Raw genomic sequence first — 17,788 nt, forward strand, 5'->3', positions numbered from 1 at the left:
AATATTTATTTTGTGAGATATAAAAAATTTGACTTGGCGTTAACTCAAAGCTGTGTGTTTGAACTACGCTGGTTGAGGTGGATATTCGATTTATTGAATAACAATGAGTGGTTACCACAACCACAACACGAAGGAGCATTATATGAGCGACAAAAACGGCGGTTCAGTAGGTAAATGTCCCGTTATGCACGGAGGACAGACATCTACAGACAAGTCGGTGATGGATTGGTGGCCGAATGCCTTAAACTTAGATATTTTGCATCAACATGACTCTAAGACAAATCCATTTGGTTCGGACTTCAATTACCAAGAAGAACTGAAAAAACTGGATGTCGATGCACTTAAACAAGATTTAAAAGAGTTGATGACCGATAGCCAAGATTGGTGGCCTGCCGATTGGGGTCACTATGGCGGCTTGATGATTCGAATGGCTTGGCACGCGGCTGGCAGTTATCGCATCGCTGACGGACGCGGTGGCGCCGCGACGGGTAACCAACGTTTTGCTCCTTTAAACTCATGGCCGGATAACGCGAACCTCGATAAAGCGCGTCGACTTTTGTGGCCAATCAAGAAAAAATACGGCAATAAATTAAGCTGGGCCGACCTGATTGTTCTCGCGGGTAACATGGCGTATGAATCTATGGGCTTTAAAACCTTTGGTTTTGGCTTTGGACGGGAAGACATTTGGCATCCAGAGAAAGACACGTACTGGGGATCGGAGCAAGAATGGCTTGCGACAAGTGATGCTGATAATAGCCGCTACTCAGGTGAGCGTGACTTAGAAAACCCATTAGCCGCAGTGATGATGGGGTTAATTTATGTGAATCCAGAAGGCGTTGATGGTAACCCTGATCCACTAAAAACGGCTCAAGATATGCGCGTCACGTTCGCTCGAATGGCCATGAACGACGAAGAGACGGCGGCTCTGACTGCCGGTGGTCACACGGTGGGTAAGTGTCACGGCAATGGTGATGCCGAAAACCTTGGTCCAGAGCCTGAAGCCGCCGACGTTCATGAGCAAGGCCTAGGCTGGATCAATCATAAAACGCGCGGCGTTGGCCGTGACACGGTCACGAGTGGTATCGAAGGGGCTTGGACCACAAATCCTACACAGTGGGATTATGGTTACTTCAAGCTGCTATTCAAGTACGACTGGGAATCGAAGAAAAGCCCAGCGGGTGCTTGGCAGTGGGAACCGATCAACATTGACGAAGAAGATAAGCCAGTGGATGTTGAAGATCGTTCTAAACGTTGTAACCCGATCATGACTGACGCCGACATGGCGTTAAAAATGGATCCTGAATATCGTAAGATTGTGGAAAAGTTCCAAAACGATCCAGCCTACTTTGATGATGTGTTTGCCCGTGCTTGGTTCAAGTTGACGCACCGTGACTTAGGGCCAAAATCTTGCTACTTCGGTCCAGATGTACCAAGCGAAGATCTGATTTGGCAAGATCCAACCCCAGCGGGTAAAACAGGTTATGACGTTGATTTAGTAAAAACAAAAATCGAAGCAAGTGCCCTTTCTATTGCTGACTTAGTTAGCACTGCTTGGGATAGCGCCCGTACTTATCGTGGTTCCGATCGACGAGGTGGAGCAAATGGCGCACGAATTCGTCTAGCGCCGCAGAAAGGTTGGCAAGGTAACGAGCCTGAACGTCTCACGAGAGTACTCAGTGTGTTAGAAAAGGTTGCCGAGGAAGAGGGGTGCAGCGTTGCAGATGCTATCGTTCTTGCTGGTAATGTTGGTATTGAGTTGGCTGCTCGCGCTGGGGGACATGATGTCTCAGTCCCTTTCGCTCCGGGTCGAGGTGATGCCTCGCAAGAGATGACGGATGTGGAATCGTTCGAGGTGCTTGAACCTGTTGCAGACGGTTTCCGAAATTGGTTGAAGAAAGATTACGCAGTGAAGCCAGAAGAGTTATTGTTGGATCGTGCGCAGCTAATGGGGCTGACTGCACCAGAAATGACGGCTCTCATTGGTGGTATGCGTGTACTCGGTAGCAACTACGGTGGCAGTCATGACGGTGTGTTTACTGACCGTGTCGGTACACTGTCGAACGACTTCTTCGTGAATCTGACTAGCATGGCTTATACATGGAACCCAGTCAGTGCGAACCAGTATGAAATTCGAGACCGTAAGTCAGGCTCAGTGAGATGGACTGCGACAAGGGTGGATCTTGTGTTCGGTTCCAACTCTATTCTACGTTCGTATGCAGAAGTCTATGCGCAAGATGATAACCAGGAAAAATTCATCAATGACTTCATCGCCGCATGGACAAAAGTAATGAATTCGGATCGCTTTGACTTGTAAGTCATTTACTTAATCATGACGCGTTAACGAAACCATAAGCAACGAAGGCGGGCATCATGCTCGCCTTTTTTCATTCGAAAACATGTGGCGGAGGTTGATGTTTGATTGAAAATGCGGAAAGCGGCTCCCAAAAGTCTTGATCCAGAGGGTTATCGTGATAGGAAGCTCTATCGTGTTATATACAAAAGAGGTGCGCAGCATTAACCCTGTCGGTGTAAGTGGTTTGAAGTGGCGTCAAATCAAAGAAGAAAAAGAGCAAGACATTTATACTTTGAGCGAACCGTTAAAGCCAAAGAAGTTATGACTGAAAATACTATTCAAGAGAAGATTGCTCGCTTTACCTGTATAGAAGAAGCGTTAGATTATTTCGAGATCGAGTTCGACAGTCGATTTATTGAGAGTAACCGAACCGAACTGGTCAAACGATTTAATGGCTACTTAATCCTTGCGAAGCCGGATGATTGGTTTTCTGGTCGCCGCGCACTTAAGAATGCGTATTGCAAAGTTCAACGCAGCTTGCTGAGTAAAACGACGCGTTCAGCGTGTCGTGGTTGTACTTCTTGCCAAAGGCGATAGAACCCGAAAAAATAGAAACCAAAAGAACCCTGCACCTTTAAAACTATTCGGATAACAGAGCAGGGTTCTTGTTTGAAACGACCGTTTCTAACCCGCTTGGTATTTAGGGTAATCCACGAGACCTTTTTCATCACCGCCAAATAAAGTCGCAGGGTCATGTTCTGCTAGAGGATAGTCGTGTTTAATGCGAGTGGGTAAGTCGGGGTTTGAAACAAACGGACGACCAAAACCAACCATGTCAGCTAAACCACTTACGATAGCCTGCTGCGCTTTTTCTGCATGGTAGCGACCGGCATAAATCAGCGTCCCTTGGTATGCCTCACGAATTGCGGTTTTGAATGCTTGCGGCGTGTCAGGAGCGTCATCCCAATCTACCTCTGCAATGTGAATGTAGACCACATTGAGTTTATTAAGCAGCGCAGCCGCAGCGGTGTAGGTTTCTACAGGTGTTTTGTCTACCGTCCCGTTCAAAGAGGTAAACGGCGCAAGGCGAACGCCTACTCGTTCTGCACCAATGACTTGAGACATGGCTTCAACCACTTCACCAAGAAAGCGTAGGCGGTTTTCAATCGAGCCGCCGTACTCATCAGTACGGCTGTTCGCTTCAGAATCGATAAACTGGTTTATAAGGTAGCCATTTGCGGCATGTAACTCAATACCGTCGAATCCTGCTTCCATCGCGTTTAATGCCGCTTGGCGATACTCTTCAATGACATTGTTGATATCTTCTTTGGTCATTTCACGAGGCTCGACAACATCCACAAAGCCCGGCTCATCCGTTCCGTTGTCGATAAATACTTTGACGTTTTTCGCTTTTATCGCAGAAGAAGAAACAGGTTGCGCACCGCCAATATTATCTGGGTGAGTGACGCGGCCTACATGCCATAATTGCGCGAAGATAGTGCCCCCTTTGTCGTGCACAGCATTGGTGACCTTTTGCCATCCTGCGATTTGCTCTTGACTGTAAATGCCAGGAGTCCACGCATAGCCTTGGCCTATTGGCGAAATTTGCGTGCCCTCAGCAACAATTAACCCTGCTTCTGCGCGTTGTGCGTAATAAGTTGCCATCGTTTCGTTCGCGACATTACCGGGTTGAGAAGCACGAGCGCGCGTCATTGGTGGCATAACGATGCGGTTTTTTAATGATAACGAACCAAGTTGAATCGGTTGAAATAATGCGTCTGTCATAGGGAAATCTCGTTATTGTTTGGTTTGAATGAATTCGATTGGGGGCTGTCTGGATCGTTGAGGAATGCAAAGTGCATCTCGCTGCCTTTTGCTGGGGTCGGCGTACGGGTCATTGAATGGAGCAACTTCATCATTCGTCTTTCCATTACGTTGCGTAATTATTGTGTAGACAATACCGCCACTAGCTTGGAACTTTAAATTATCGTTATTTATAAAAATGATTATTTTTCATTATGGATTAGATGTTTAATTACTCAGGCGATGCAAACAAAGATTACTAGTCGTTTCTTTAAGAATAATTGGCATATGCTAAATAGTCTTTTTTAAAACGCGAGTTGCTGCCATGTCCTTAAATAACTACGTTCATACTACCCATGAGTCTCATCACCAATGCGCAGTTTGTTCTTCAATTGATGTCAACCCAAACTCTTTGGCAGTGAATTACCAGTGTTTGCATGATGGCACTGTTACTGGAGAGTTTCATGTTTTACAGCATCATCAAGGTTATACAGGACTGCTGCATGGTGGTATTGCCAGCTCCTTGCTCGATGGTGCGATGACGCATTGTTTATTGTTTAAAGGTATTCAAGCCCTTACGGCACAACTAGACGTTCGCTTTCATGCCTCTATTGCGTTAGGTGAACAGGTCAACATTACTGCTTATTGTGAACGAGAAAGGCGAGGTATTTATCTGCTAGTCGCTCAGTTGATTGTCAAAGACAAAGTAAGAGTGAGCGCGAAAGGTAAGTTTATTTGCCCAAATAAAAATTGAAGCGGTGAGGCTCTAACGTGTGCAGGTTGTTTCTTTCACTAGCCCAAGTAAAGGTCGTTTGGAGCGGATGTCTTACGAAACCTTACGTTATATGCCAGAAAAGAAATTTAAAAATAATGATAGTTTTAGCTATACCATCGGCGATGGTCAAAGTAGATCTCCAGTGGGATAGCCACGCGGAAAACATCCATTGGCAATTCTAAGATCATCTCGCCTTTTAAGCTGAACATCAGCACGATGGTTACAAGCGTGCAAAGTCAGTTAGCTAAATAAGTGAGAAAACTGGGCGTTAAATTCGTTGACTTTTTCGCGCTGAATTCGGTAACACACCTTAGGCGGATTGGGCTCTGCGCTGATAAAGCCTGCTTGTTTCAAAATTCGTAAGTGCTCTGACACGGTAGATTGAGCCAAGCCGAGTTCAGACACTAAATCACTGTTTAAGCACCCATCCATGGTATCGAGAGTATGGAGAATATGCAGAATACGTAACCGAGCTGGGTGTGATAAGGCTTTAGCTTGAGCGGCGACTAATTGCTCTTTGTCGAGTTGTTGTTGTGTCGCTTCAAAAGCAATTTGGCAAGTTTCGCTGCATTTTGCGCTCATGTGCAGACCTTTATAGTTTATCGTCGAATTGCGATTGATTGTACGTGCGCGCTGTTAATGATGCAACTTTCGAGTAAGCAAACTGGATAATCAGACGAAATAAAAAAAGCAGAACTTAAAGATACAACGAGTTGGGGGTGTGGTATCAGGAGCTAAGTTCTGCTTAAGATTGGTTAGGACCAATGTACATTTCGTTGAAATGAACCGGATCATTACTTCTCATTTGTTATTTGATGAGAAAGGCGTTTTGGGAAGCTTTTGCTTTATCCATTCAACTTCCTCTTTTTGTACTGACCCATTGATTATGAGCAGAAAAGGGGAGCAGAAAAAGAGAGTGGTTTTCTTTTTTTTGTTCCTGATAAAGGGTAAAAGCTGAGGTTGGACTGCATAATTGGCGGATAAGAGGCAAAAAGGGGAACAAGTGAGTTGGAAGTTTTTCTTATTTTATTACAGTGAAGTTAAGTAGTATGTCGATACTTAAATAACGGCCCCAAGTTAAGGAGCGTCAGGTGTCTGATCTCAACTTGTTTCGCTATTATCAACGCCTGCTCCCGTTTGGTGTTGGTGACGAAACGAAAACCACGTTACAAGAAATCGCGGATTTATTGTTTACGTCTCCTCGTCATGCGCGCAGTTTGCTATCGCAAATGCAGCACAAGGCGTGGTTGAATTGGTACCCTAAAGCAGGTAGAAATCAACGCTCAACGTTAATACTTAATATTGACATTCACGCATTAAAGGAAAGTCTGGCGCTTGAGCGTATTCAACTAGGTAAGTATGAAAAGGCACTCTCCATCTTAGAGGAAGACGAAGTTGCATTTGGACGTTTGTTGAAAACGACTTCTGGTGCCTCCGTTCAGGAAGGTCAGCTTAATATTCAATTAACCTACAAGCGAATGTTTGAGCGCATTGTTCCACATCAATTGCAGCGAAGCAGCGAGCGTTTTTTGCTGCGGCAAATCTATTGTTGTTTGGTTTGTAGTGATTACAACGGGCATATACAACCTGAGCTGGCACATCATTGGCGTTATGACGAACATACATACGAGTGGACATTTTACCTTCGTCCGAGATTGACCTTTCATAATGGCAACCCAATTGACGCAGAAACGGTGGTGGGCTTGTTTGCTAAACTGAGTTCTCTTGAGTATTACAAAAAAGAACTCGCTCACGTTGTCAATATCACGACGCCTAATCCGCTGAAAGTCGTTTTCAAACTTAATCGACCTGATTTAGGTTTTGCAGGGCTGATCTCCGGTGTTAAGTATGGCATTCAGCCAGTCAGCCAAGTGAATGTAGCAAACAACAAACTGGTGATTGGTAGTGGTCCATTCTCTGTTGTCGAACACAATGAAAGTCGCTTGAAACTGCAAGCCTTTGACGGATATTACGCGTGCCGAGTGTTAACCGACTTGGTGACCATCTGGATCGTCAATGATGAGAAAATGGAAAACCCATCACTAGCGGCGAACACATGGCAACCGCAGCCAGCACCTGTGGATGATATGTGCAGTCACTATATATCGACTCCAGCTAGGGCAGCGAGTTCGGCGAGTAAACGCAGTCGTGTTGAAGACGGATGTTTGTTCGCCTTGTTTAACCATCACGCTAAACATAAGTTATCGCCGGCGCAACGTCGTTACATCAGTGAGTTAATCCAGCCTGAGCTGTTGGCTGAAGTGATGCGTAGGGAAAATATTGTGTTTGGCAGTATACCTGCTTATAACTTGCTCCCAACCTGGAAACCTGTACTTCGTCCGTTTGGTGAGTCATTAAAATTAAAACTACCCAAACACATCACTATTGCGGGCTATAACTATACCGCTTTACGTCGGTGCGCACGTGCCATCGCTACTCAACTAAAAGGGGTGGGGTGCAAAGTCGATATAGTGATGTATTCCTACCGAGACCTGAGCGAAAAAGCCAAGAATGGCACGCTCGATGAAACGTTGGTTGTCACGAATATAAATTTGGATGATAACCGTCACCCTTCAGCATTTACTAACTTTTTCAGTAATGCGGTTTTGTACCATACATTGGGCGAACAAAACGCTCAGTGGCTAGACGGCCAGTTGGAAAAAGTACGAGCTTTGACGCCACTAGAAGGTTACTTAAATGCGTTAGAGCCGATTGCATCGACTTTGATCAGTGAATACTGGATCGCACCGATGTTTCATCACACTCAAACTTTACGCTTTCAAGGTGTACTGGAGGATGTCGCTCTCACGAACTGGGGCTGGCCAGATATACGTTCGGTCTGGTCGGCAGATTAAAAACTCGTCAATTGGCAGGTTTTCGTGTCTGTTTGCCTACGACATTGTCGGTCCGGCGGTTACGGCGGCGAATTTGTTTGTCAAATCAAGCATCGAAGCTTGGTGCCACCGGATTCCTTCCTTTACTTGCGATCATTAACGAACCGGCAAAAGTGCTGTTCTTGAATAACGCGATTGACCAAGATATCTACTACCCACTCGGCCTACAAGAAGCAGCGGAAACAGGTAAATCGATCTTTTTTATGGTGGCGTCTAACCTTGGCCCGGGTTTAGGTATGCTGCTGGCTTACGCTAAATTTGGTCAAGGTCTGCCAAAACGTTCTGCACCAAGTGCCATCATCATTCACTTCTTCGGTGGTATTCATGAGCTGTATTTTCCCGTATGTGTTGATGAAACCTGTCATGATCGTGGCAATGATTGCGGGTGCTGCAACAGGTATTGCAACCTTTAATCTATTAGATGCAGGTTTGGCCGCGGGGCCAAGTCCAGACTCTATCTTCTCTTATTAAACGCACAAGCCCGCCTACTCGTGGCGGATTTGTGCGTTTTTTGGAGTCTTTAAAAGTTCTAAAAGACACTAAGATTATGAGTTGCTTGTTTTGCTGCGCTGTTCAATGACCAGCGATAATAAGCGTACGAGTAGGGACTGAGCTTCGGGAGACAGCAAGCGTGCCATGGCCGTTACATCGGCAGCGGTCACATGTTCAACGTCTCGTATATCCAATGCGATGTCGAGATCAGTCAAATCAAGAGACCGTAGTATCGAACGATACTGAGAAAGTTTCAGATCGGATTCCCCTCTTTCAATTCTTTGATAGGTTTTAACACTCATTCCGGCGACGTTTGCCATCTGGTCACGCGAAAGGCCGTTTGCTTTTCTTCTGGCGATCAGTGCTTGAATAATAGGGTCTACCTGCATACGCGTTCTCAAAAAGGACAGTTTTGACCTGATCAAAGCAAGAAGTGGACCACTTTAACTACCCTGTATTTACCCAGATCCCAATTAGGTATAAGAATAGCATCCTAGAAAAATGTCCCAATTTCAGTCAGTTCTTAAACCAATGGAAAAGCATCAAGCATATAAATTAATGGCAACCAAAGCCTCTGCTCGCAAAATGCAACGCATTTTGGACCAATTACTTAATGAGATTGATGATAAACACCGGGCAACAAGAAAAGATGTCGTGACGCTAACTCGAGAATCTCAACAGCGTTTAATGCATTACAAGGAACTGTATCTACACCGAGAGTCACTAGGAGAGGGGGAATTGCAGATTGTGTATCAAAATATGACCATTACTGAGCAGTGCTTGGCTAATATGGGCGTGTTGGCCTTGACTCATGTAATAAAGGCCTTAGACAAAGAGTGCTAAACGTACGAAGAGTGAGAGAAAAAGACGAATACAAATGCTGGGGAACCACACCCAGCATTTGGACACTCATTTACCAAATTTTCGAACCGTAAATCAGTGCTTAGAGGCATGCGAACCGCCGTTTGTCGGTTCGTTGCGAATAATAGCGATATTGTCGGATCTAGGCTATGTCTCTTGATTTTAATGTCTCTTAATAAGGTGTAAATTTTTATGTACATCACGCGAGAGCTGAGTGCTTGTGGACACTCATTGTCTTTTTAAGCAATCAAACACTGAGTAGTGGTTGGTTTCATCATATGTTTCGCAATCCATTGGGCTTGTTAAAATATATGGTTTCAAAACTGACCTTTTACTTTTCAACTGTCCTAGTTATACCTTACAATCCTTTTGAACCAAATCCACTCAATAATGAGTGGCGATTGATGAATCGGATGGCTGATTTTGCTTCGAACCCAAAATACAGTATCTCATCAATCAAAACATCGCCCAAAAACTCTCCTTTATAAATTCATGTGCAATGGAAACGACCGTCTTTTGTTTATGTTTTTTGGCTACGTGGGGTTGTGACCCCTGAATTGTAGCGATATGGAGGTGTTTTTGATGGCTGCGCTGTGGAATACGGTTGCTTATTTCATGGAAGTTGCGTAGTTGGTGAAAAAAAACGGATTGAATTTAGAGGTATTAACCGTGAACCTAAAACTTGTCGGCAGTTCCCTGATCGTTGCAGGTACTGCTCTTGGCGCTGGTATGCTTGCTATACCAATGGTGCTAGCTCAATTTGGCCTCTTGTGGGGCACATTTCTTATGTTGTTTATCTGGGCCGGAACAACCTATGCCGCACTGCTTCTCCTAGAAGCAAGTTGTAAAGTCGGTGGTGGCGCAAGTATGAATGCTATTGCCCGTGAAACGCTCGGTAAAGGTGGTCAGCTAGTGACCAATTGCTTGCTTTATGCGCTGCTGGTTTGCCTATTGATGGCGTACATTATTGGGGCGGGTGACTTAGTACAAAAAGTGACGGCGTCTATCGGGTTTCCAACATCAATGATCTCAAGTCAAGTCGGCTTTACTCTTTTAGTCGGAATGATTGTTTCATCCGGAACGAGTGTTGTAGACAAGCTTAATCGTGGCTTGTTTATGGGGATGATCGTTGCACTTGTTCTTACTCTGTTCGCCCTTGCACCAAGTGTGTCATTGGGAGGACTGGATGACGTGGTGAGTAACGATAAGATGGCACTGATTAAAACCAGCTCGGTTCTTTTCACCAGTTTTGGCTTTATGGTGGTTATCCCGTCTCTTGTTACTTATAACAAAGAAGCGAGCAAGACGCAGTTGCGTAACATGATTATTGTTGGCTCGACCATTCCTCTGGTTTGTTATCTGTTATGGCTACTCGCGGTCGTGGGTAATTTACCTCCTCATGAACTCGCTCAATACCCTAACGTAACCGAGTTGATTTCCGTGCTTGGCCAACAGTACGAAGGTTTGGAGTTCATTCTTTCGATGTTTACTGGCTTGGCTTTATTAACCTCGTTTTTGGGGGTGGCAATGGCGTTGTATGATCAAAACGCTGACTTGCTGAAAGCAAATAAGCCCGTGGTATTTGTGACGACGTTTGTTTTGCCATTATTAGGTGCGGTGTTCGCGCCTGAGCATTTTTTATCAATATTAAGCTATGCAGGTATCATTCTCGTGTTTCTTGCGGTATTCGTCCCGCTATCGATGACGATGAGAGTTCGTCGAGTTCCGGTAGGTGATGATGATATTTATGAAGCGGGTGGTGGCGTGATAGGTATGAGTATGATCTTCCTGTTTGGTTGCTTCTTACTATTTGCGCAAGCGGTATAGGTTCAATACCTCCTCTTAAAATAGAAAAAAAGCCGCTCACTTAACAGTGAGCGGCTTTTTATGTATTGACGAATGTGGTTTCGTTTTTCGTTGTGTTCATGAACAACATTAGCCATGTTCTTTCGGGCACGGTTGTTTCGATAGACATTATGTCATTTTCCATTCTCAGCAGAGCCAATTAACCCTAAGATTACGAATAAAAATGTTATAATGAACACGTTATTCGCTCTTTTTTATTGATTGGTTTGTTGTTTTCCGTCCAACACACTAACTAGCTCATACATAATGAGGTCTGTACAAATTGACTAATTCATACATTATTTTTTACAACTGATATTTTTTACTCCTCAAATAAAATCAAAATTTGCCACAGATCAACAAAATTTGTTCAATTAAATCACTTTAACTAAAAGATTGTTGAAAGATTAAAAAAATATTGAATAATAGGGAGGCAAACAAGAAGTACGCAGCGCGGAAGCGCAATTACAACCTCTGCTCTACAACAGGATAACTATTTCATGTCTCATTCGTTTGTACTGGTGATCAACTCTGGTAGCTCTTCACTTAAATTTGCTGTTATTGACTCAAAAACTGGAGAGGACCTCGTTTCGGGAATTGGTGAGTGCTTTGGCCTGCCTGAAGCCGAAATCAGTTGGAAGTATCAGGGCGAAAAAACCGTCGAAGCTATTCCTGCTGGCGGCAATCACCATCAGTACGCTGTTAAGCGAGTAGTAAAGTTATTAGATACTCTAGGCCTCAGTTCTAAGTTTATCGCCGTGGGTCATCGTATTGTCGCTGGTGGTGAAACATTCAAAGGCACGGTAAAAGTCGACGAAGATGTTATTCAAGAGGTAGAGCGTTTAGCTGAACTAGCGCCTCTACATAACAAAGCGAACGCGGAAGGCATGCGCGCCGCGATGGAGGCGTTTCCTTCATTGCCTCAATTTGCTGTTTTTGATACGGCTTTTCATCAGACAATGCCAGCTAAAGCCTTCATGTACGCTCTGCCTTATGAGTTATATGAACAGCATAAAGTCCGTCGCTACGGTGCGCACGGTACAAGCCATTATTACGTAAGCCGTGAAGCCGCAAAAATGGTCAACAAACCAGTGGAAGAAGGTAACTTTATCACCGTTCATTTAGGAAATGGCGCTTCAGTTAGTGTGGTTAAAAATGGCGAATGTGTTGACACGAGTATGGGGCTGACTCCGCTCGCTGGCCTAATGATGGGTACGCGTTGTGGAGACCTTGACCCGAGTGTCATCGAATTCTTGTTCCGTAAAGGCTGGGAAAAAGACGAGCTGTTCGAGATGCTAAACAAAAAGTCTGGCTTCTTAGGTGTATCAGGGGTAACTAGTGACGCACGTGGTGTGCTAGAAGCGATGGAAGCGGGTAATGCTCGTGCGAAGTTAGCGTTTGAGATTTTTACTTACCGTGTCGCGAAATATATTACTTCTTACCTTGCTGCGCTAGATTCTCTCGATGGTATTGTCTTCACGGGTGGTATTGGTGAAAACTCACTGCCAATCCGTCGTGAAATCTTGAATAACCTTAAGTTACTAGGTTTTGTTGAAGACGAAAAAGGTAACGAAGCAGCAAGATTTGGTAACGCAGGTGTGATTGCAACATCTGAGTTACTTGGTGCGAAAGTAATGGTTATCCCTACCAATGAAGAGTGGGTGATAGCATCGCAATCCGTTGAGCTTTTAAATCAATAGTATAGCGGTTAATTTAAACAACAAGCCACCAAATATTGGTGGCTTTTTTGTTTAATGAATTCAGTCTTTTAACGTCTTTATCCATATAAAACCCTCTTTTTATTGATACATTTGATAAATTTGCGATAATCAATCCTAATGAAAAATTATGGGTTATAGCATTACAGGATGAATGGCATGGACGAAAAACCACGCATTGCACATATTTATTCTAGAGTTTCAAAGGGCACACAAGTAAAAGGAGATGGCCTACGGCGACAAATCGAAATAGCTAGCAAGTTTATTGAAGATGTAAACATTTCAAACAGCCGTGATGGTTTACCAGTGTATACACTTGCAGATAGCCCCATCTACGACAGGGGATTAAGTGCGTACTTTGGATTAAATACAGATGAAAACGCGGGGCTTGGCGCATTCCTAAAAGCAGCGGAAAACGGACAGGTAGAAAAAGGTACGTTGCTAATTGTAGAAGCTATTGACCGTATAAGTCGCTTGCCCGTTGATGATGCCCGCGCTCTGTTTGCACGTTTCAAAAAGTACGGCATTGACGTTGCCATTTGTCGTTTCAACCTGATCATTTATCACGACAAAAGTAGTGACTTAGGTCAAGACCTGCTTATCACTACAGCAATACATTTAGCGCACTTAGAGAGTGAACAGAAATCAAAACGCATACGTGCCAGATTCACACACAAGCGACTATTAGAAAAAGAGGGCGGTGAGAGACGCACATCAATGAGTCCTAGCTGGATTGAATTAAGCAAAGATAAAACGCACTTTGTGTTGATACCTGAGCGTGCGCGAATAGTGCGCAAGATGGTAGATTTAAAGCTGCAAGGCTGGGGTGCTCATCGCATTACAGTTTATCTTAATGAGCGAGGGTATCCTTGCTGGAACCGCAGCAATACTTGGTACACAAAGATTGTTGAGAAGTATCTAAAGATGATACAGCTTGTCGGCGACTTTCAACCAGTCGAGCATGTGCACGGCGAAAAGGGGGTGCGCAAAGAACCTGTTGGTGATGTAATAAAAGGCTATTACCCAGCATTGATTACAGAAGAAGAGTGGATCAGGCTTAAAGCATCTTTTAAGAGATCTGGAGGGCGACAAACGGGCGCGTTTTCAAATCTATTTAGCCGCATGCTTTATTGCCCAACCTGTGGTTATTGCATGTCTTACTTTAAGCCTAATCGCGGGCGCATCAAAGTAAGATGTCGCAAGCAGATTGACAAGCAAGGCTGCGACCAACGCGCACTTAACTATGAAGAAATTGAGCCGCGATTAATTAAAGCGTTGGCTGGTTTAGATTACGCAAAGATTAACAACAATAGCTTTGCTAGCTTACAGAAAGAGCTAAACACGCTAGAAGCGCAGGTTGCAGAGCTAGAAGCAAGCGCTGACGATATAAAGACACAAATGCTTGAAGAATCAGATCCTCGTATTATATCCGCTTATGTAAACAAGCTAAAAGCTATCTATACAGAGCAAGATAAAGCAAAAGCACGATTTGAAAAGCTATCAACGCAAACAAGCGACTATGATGTAAACACGCTTGAGCAGCTACAATTAGAGCGAAACGAGGACAGAGAGCGCTACAACGGCTTTGTGCGCTCATTCGTCAAGTATGTGATAGCATCGGATTCAAAGCTTGGTAAACCACTGCGTATAGTGTTTAAAAGTGAAGCTGTGGGTGAAGTGCCAGTATTCTTTAATGACGACAAAAATAACAAAGCTATTAGTGATATTTTTACCGCGCAGAAAGATGTAAATGAAGCAGCCCCAATACGGCTAATCAACATGTCACGCGTGCATGGTAATTTAGGTAAACTAGCAGCTATTGATACTGTACCCGTACCTGATGATTTGGGCGACACACTAGAAAGGATAAAATATCTTTTTGCAGTAAGACAAGCTGTATTACAAAACCCCGAAAAATGGCAAGCAATCGCAGATGACGCAAGGTTATTTGAGTAACTTCCACCAACAGAGCACCGCAAAACGGTGCTTTGTTTCGTTTGGAAAAAACGCGAAAAAACAATTATATACCCGAGATCATTGAGTAGGCAATTTTGCCTTTGAGCAGTATGTTTTCGTAGCTTATTCAGTGCCGTGATATATCTTCTTACGAAGCTCGGGGTAATAGAGTAGAAACTTTGCTAAACCTCTTTCTTAGATTTCTGCTCAGGACAATAAATGATTGGTCATTGGGTAAAACATGATTTATTAATAGTTAATTCTGTTCTATTCAATGAGAGCTATGGAAACCGATTGGGAAGCTGAAATAATTGATTGTTACAACTGGAATCGTGCATATGTTCGATTTTACTTTTCTCCTGTTCAGTATAGCGTTACTTTAAGTTTGTATCACAAATTACTTCTCTGATAATATCACTTATCCAATTCTATTTAACGCAAAAAGTATTTCTTCACGTTCTTTTATGACGACTCAGGCTATTTTAATTATTGATTAATTCAATTGTAATAAATGGATTAATTTCAAAGGGGTAACTATTGTGGTTATTATTTAATGAAATATGTTTTAAATTATTATTCGATAAGTATTTAGTATTATCTTTTTACTTAAAGGGTAAGTATTATCACATGCTATGGAAATTAATAGTTAAGAAGTCATGTGATTAGCTCTAAATTTAGAGATGTAAACTCATGATTAAAATTAAAAAACAGACACTTGATTTAAATTTATATTGAATATTTTTAATATATTGTTAATGTGATAAACATACAACTTTAAGCAAGCTATGTCTGAGAGTTCTATTTGTCCCAAATATCCTCATCAGACGATTCCCTCACAATTCGTTCGGTTGCACTAACACTCTTCGAGGTTAGCGCTATATTAAAGCATAATCGCTTCGCTCAAAAAGTTTACATACAATAATTAAAATAAGGAACATAAGCCATGAGTGATTACATAGATATATTCCATTCTGTAGATAAAAATGAACTTTTGAAAATGGAGAAAGCACTACAGTCTGCAAAGAAAAATAAAATTAAACAAAGAAAATCTGATGAAGACAAGTTGTCTAAATCAGTGAAAATAAACTTTACAGAAATGGAATATCAAACACAAATAGATAATAAGAAGAAATCAGGGTATAGCACTTTATCTGCTTATATGAGAGCTATATTAAATAGGACGATGGTGGTTAAACCAGTGGTACTTGAAGCTTCAAAAAACTTTTTCCATAAAACATCGGGTATTTTTAAAGATATTGGCTCTATTGCTTCACACCTAGAAAATGGGAATCAGCTTGATAGGCAAGAGGTAGAACTAGTTTTCCAAGCATTTGAAGTACTAAAACAAGAATTTCAAGAAACCAGGCTCTTGTTAATAAATTGCTTTACTGAAGATACTGCGTATGAAATAGCAAAGGAGCATATTTCGATTGAAAAATTAGAAAAGTTGATACAAGAAAAAAAGAGAACAAACTATGATATATGAAGAACCCGAACAAAAACACAAAAAGCACAATAAGAAGACTGTCCATATACTTGTCGATTATATAAAAGGTAACGATGAACGTCTTGCTAAAAATCTTATCAACTATTCCGCTGGTGCGAGCAAAGAGCGTGCTGCATTAACAGAGTTCATATACGCCAACAACATCATCCACATTCCGCATGAAGCCAGAACTGCGGCAGGGGAGTTATTAGACTTATCAATGGCCATCACGGAAATGCAGCAATCAATTGCTCTAAATCCCGCTGTAAAGCAACAGTTCAAGCACATGATAGTTTCTTTAGATACGAACGAACATTTGAGTAACACTCAATGGCAAAAGACAGTCAGTAAGCTTATGGGTTACCTCGGATACGGAAATTGTCGCTATATATCTTTCAAGCATAATGATACCGACGAAGAGCATGTACATATCGTGACTAGCACAATAGATATGATAACCCGAAAGAAAGTCTCTGACAGCTATAGCTATTATCGTGCACAAGAAGTTATGAGAGAGCTTGAAATCGAGTTTGGCCTGCGACAGTTAGTTTCGAGTAAGGATAAAGGCTATGACGATGGCTCAACCATCAATGATGCAAGAGTGAAAATTAAAAAAGCGCAAGTTGCTAGATTAGTCACGAGAGCGATTAACCATCTTAACCAACGCTCAACGCTAGCGCAATTTGTCTCAGCCGTAGAAAAACAACATCCAGAACTCACAGTCGAAGTACGAGAAAAGGACGGGCTGGTATCTGGTCTCGTCTTTAATTTGAGTGACAATCGTTTTAGTGCATCTCAGCTTGGCAGTAATCGTAAGTTTACATTGGGAAAGCTAATTCAAAATGAAATTCTATCGGCTGATTCGCTCAATTTTGAGCGTTTTCAAGAAGAAATGAATAAGTTAGCTTTGCTATCGCAAAGGCAGAAACGAGAAGCGCATACAAGTTACGTAAAACGCCAGTCAGACGATAATGGTTGGTTACTTGTTCTGTTTAATGCTAACAAAATTTACTTTAATAAACTGCAAGCGATATTACATAACGATCGATTCCACTTGCGCTCTAGAAAGTTTATACAAAGTGGCAATAAAATGTCTTGTGCGATCGCTATGCAGATCAATTTAGTACAACTTAGCGACACATTCTCTGATGTTCTCCGACAATTGTTTATCGAGCTGTTCTCGTCTATTAGAGAGAGCCACAACGAGATTCAACACAAGTTAACTATGCAAACATTCATCAACGATTTCAATGTAAAAGTGATCTCTTTAAAGGAACTTAGAGATTTTGAGTCACAAAAAGATGCTGAAATCTTTAGTACTGAAGAATTGTTTGAATACAAAGTTAAGGACAAAGATAATGCGATGGACCTGATTCAGTAAATATTCATAATTAATTATTTTATACGTGAGTCATTGAAAATCTACCTTTCGAGGATTTTTATAAGTAGATGTTCGTTTGATATTAATTATCGTGGTCATTCAATATAGACGTATTAGTATCTATAGATAATGATCTAGTCATTAATTTTAAAAATCAAATCGGTTATTTGTAAGTAATAGCTGGTAAATTATTTTTAAATTTTCATCTCCGAAATAATATTTTTATTGTTGAATCTAGTTAATTGTATTTAACGTTCAATTGTTTATGATAATTTCTTTGTTAA

General features: G+C 42.3%; 16 protein-coding genes and 2 pseudogenes. 13 read left to right on the forward strand and 5 right to left on the reverse strand.

Annotated elements, in window-relative coordinates; genetic code table 11:
* Positions 1–142 precede the first annotated feature (142 nt).
* From katG to ATG66_RS02935, 3 genes are all read left to right on the forward strand, one after another.
* Positions 143–2,314: a catalase/peroxidase HPI gene (katG, locus tag ATG66_RS02930; RefSeq protein WP_098413886.1), complete on the forward strand. Its 2,172-nt coding sequence runs from the start codon at positions 143–145 to the stop codon at positions 2,312–2,314.
* Positions 2,315–2,486: 172 nt separating this feature from the next.
* Positions 2,487–2,618, forward strand: coding sequence for a hypothetical protein (locus ATG66_RS20990; protein ID WP_257145708.1), 132 nt, complete (start codon positions 2,487–2,489; stop codon positions 2,616–2,618).
* The gene (locus ATG66_RS02935; RefSeq protein ID WP_098413887.1) at positions 2,615–2,890 is read left to right on the forward strand and encodes a nitrogenase-stabilizing/protective protein NifW; all 276 of its coding nucleotides are present in this window, start codon (positions 2,615–2,617) and stop codon (positions 2,888–2,890) included. The genes ATG66_RS20990 and ATG66_RS02935 overlap by 4 nt, the downstream gene beginning before the upstream one ends.
* 87 nt (positions 2,891–2,977) lie before the next feature.
* On the opposite strand, the gene ATG66_RS02940 is transcribed toward ATG66_RS02935, so the two are convergent.
* Positions 2,978–4,078 carry an alkene reductase gene (locus tag ATG66_RS02940; RefSeq protein WP_098413888.1) on the reverse strand — a complete coding sequence of 367 codons (1,101 nt, stop codon included), beginning with the start codon at positions 4,076–4,078 and terminating at the stop codon, positions 2,978–2,980.
* On the reverse strand, positions 4,075–4,212 hold the full coding sequence (locus tag ATG66_RS20795) for a hypothetical protein (protein WP_179885576.1): 138 nt from the start codon (positions 4,210–4,212) through the stop codon (positions 4,075–4,077). Before ATG66_RS20795 ends, ATG66_RS02940 begins: the two co-directional genes overlap by 4 nt.
* Positions 4,213–4,421: 209 nt before the next feature.
* On the opposite strand from ATG66_RS20795, the gene ATG66_RS02945 reads away from it, so the two are divergent.
* Both ATG66_RS02945 and ATG66_RS20800 read left to right on the forward strand, forming a co-directional pair.
* Complete coding sequence (locus ATG66_RS02945) at positions 4,422–4,850, forward strand: PaaI family thioesterase (protein WP_098413889.1); 429 nt, start codon at positions 4,422–4,424, stop codon at positions 4,848–4,850.
* Between the two features lie 67 nt (positions 4,851–4,917).
* The gene (locus tag ATG66_RS20800; RefSeq protein ID WP_179885577.1) at positions 4,918–5,022 is read left to right on the forward strand and encodes a hypothetical protein; all 105 of its coding nucleotides are present in this window, start codon (positions 4,918–4,920) and stop codon (positions 5,020–5,022) included.
* Here ATG66_RS20800 and ATG66_RS21175 read toward each other — a convergent pair.
* Together ATG66_RS21175 and ATG66_RS02950 are read right to left on the reverse strand one after the other, a co-directional pair.
* Positions 5,000–5,107: pseudogene (locus ATG66_RS21175) on the reverse strand (arsenical-resistance protein); the annotation flags it as partial. The gene ATG66_RS20800 and the pseudogene ATG66_RS21175 overlap by 23 nt on opposite strands.
* Before the next feature lie 4 nt (positions 5,108–5,111).
* The gene (locus ATG66_RS02950; RefSeq protein ID WP_098413890.1) at positions 5,112–5,453 is read right to left on the reverse strand and encodes an ArsR/SmtB family transcription factor; all 342 of its coding nucleotides are present in this window, start codon (positions 5,451–5,453) and stop codon (positions 5,112–5,114) included.
* Positions 5,454–5,962: 509 nt separating this feature from the next.
* Here ATG66_RS02950 and ATG66_RS02955 point away from each other — a divergent pair.
* Together ATG66_RS02955 and ATG66_RS02960 are read left to right on the forward strand one after the other, a co-directional pair.
* Complete coding sequence (locus tag ATG66_RS02955; RefSeq protein ID WP_098413891.1) at positions 5,963–7,726, forward strand: SgrR family transcriptional regulator; 1,764 nt, start codon at positions 5,963–5,965, stop codon at positions 7,724–7,726.
* A gap of 10 nt (positions 7,727–7,736) precedes the next feature.
* Positions 7,737–8,233, forward strand: a pseudogene (locus ATG66_RS02960) (PTS transporter subunit EIIC); the annotation flags it as partial.
* A 77-nt stretch (positions 8,234–8,310) separates the two neighbouring features.
* On the opposite strand, the gene ATG66_RS02965 reads toward ATG66_RS02960, so the two are convergent.
* Entirely contained in the window at positions 8,311–8,646 is a 336-nt protein-coding gene (locus ATG66_RS02965) for a helix-turn-helix transcriptional regulator (RefSeq protein WP_098413892.1), read from the reverse strand.
* A gap of 142 nt (positions 8,647–8,788) precedes the next feature.
* Between ATG66_RS02965 and ATG66_RS02970 the strand changes: the two genes are divergently transcribed.
* From ATG66_RS02970 to ATG66_RS02995, 6 genes are all read left to right on the forward strand, one after another.
* Complete coding sequence (locus ATG66_RS02970) at positions 8,789–9,100, forward strand: hypothetical protein (RefSeq protein ID WP_098414505.1); 312 nt, start codon at positions 8,789–8,791, stop codon at positions 9,098–9,100.
* Positions 9,101–9,787: 687 nt separating this feature from the next.
* Positions 9,788–10,945: an amino acid permease gene (locus tag ATG66_RS02975; RefSeq protein ID WP_098414506.1), complete on the forward strand. Its 1,158-nt coding sequence runs from the start codon at positions 9,788–9,790 to the stop codon at positions 10,943–10,945.
* Positions 10,946–11,463: 518 nt separating this feature from the next.
* Entirely contained in the window at positions 11,464–12,663 is a 1,200-nt protein-coding gene (locus tag ATG66_RS02980; protein ID WP_098413893.1) for an acetate/propionate family kinase, read from the forward strand.
* Positions 12,664–12,840: 177 nt separating this feature from the next.
* Entirely contained in the window at positions 12,841–14,637 is a 1,797-nt protein-coding gene (locus ATG66_RS02985; RefSeq protein WP_098413894.1) for a recombinase family protein, read from the forward strand.
* 943 nt (positions 14,638–15,580) lie between these two features.
* Positions 15,581–16,123: a chromosome partitioning protein ParA gene (locus ATG66_RS02990; protein WP_098413895.1), complete on the forward strand. Its 543-nt coding sequence runs from the start codon at positions 15,581–15,583 to the stop codon at positions 16,121–16,123.
* Positions 16,113–17,504, forward strand: coding sequence for a relaxase/mobilization nuclease domain-containing protein (locus ATG66_RS02995; RefSeq protein ID WP_098413896.1), 1,392 nt, complete (start codon positions 16,113–16,115; stop codon positions 17,502–17,504). The genes ATG66_RS02990 and ATG66_RS02995 overlap by 11 nt, the downstream gene beginning before the upstream one ends.
* Positions 17,505–17,788 lie beyond the last annotated feature (284 nt).

Origin of the sequence: Vibrio sp. ES.051 (assembly GCF_002563795.1) — a bacterium.
Lineage (GTDB): Bacteria > Pseudomonadota > Gammaproteobacteria > Enterobacterales > Vibrionaceae > Vibrio.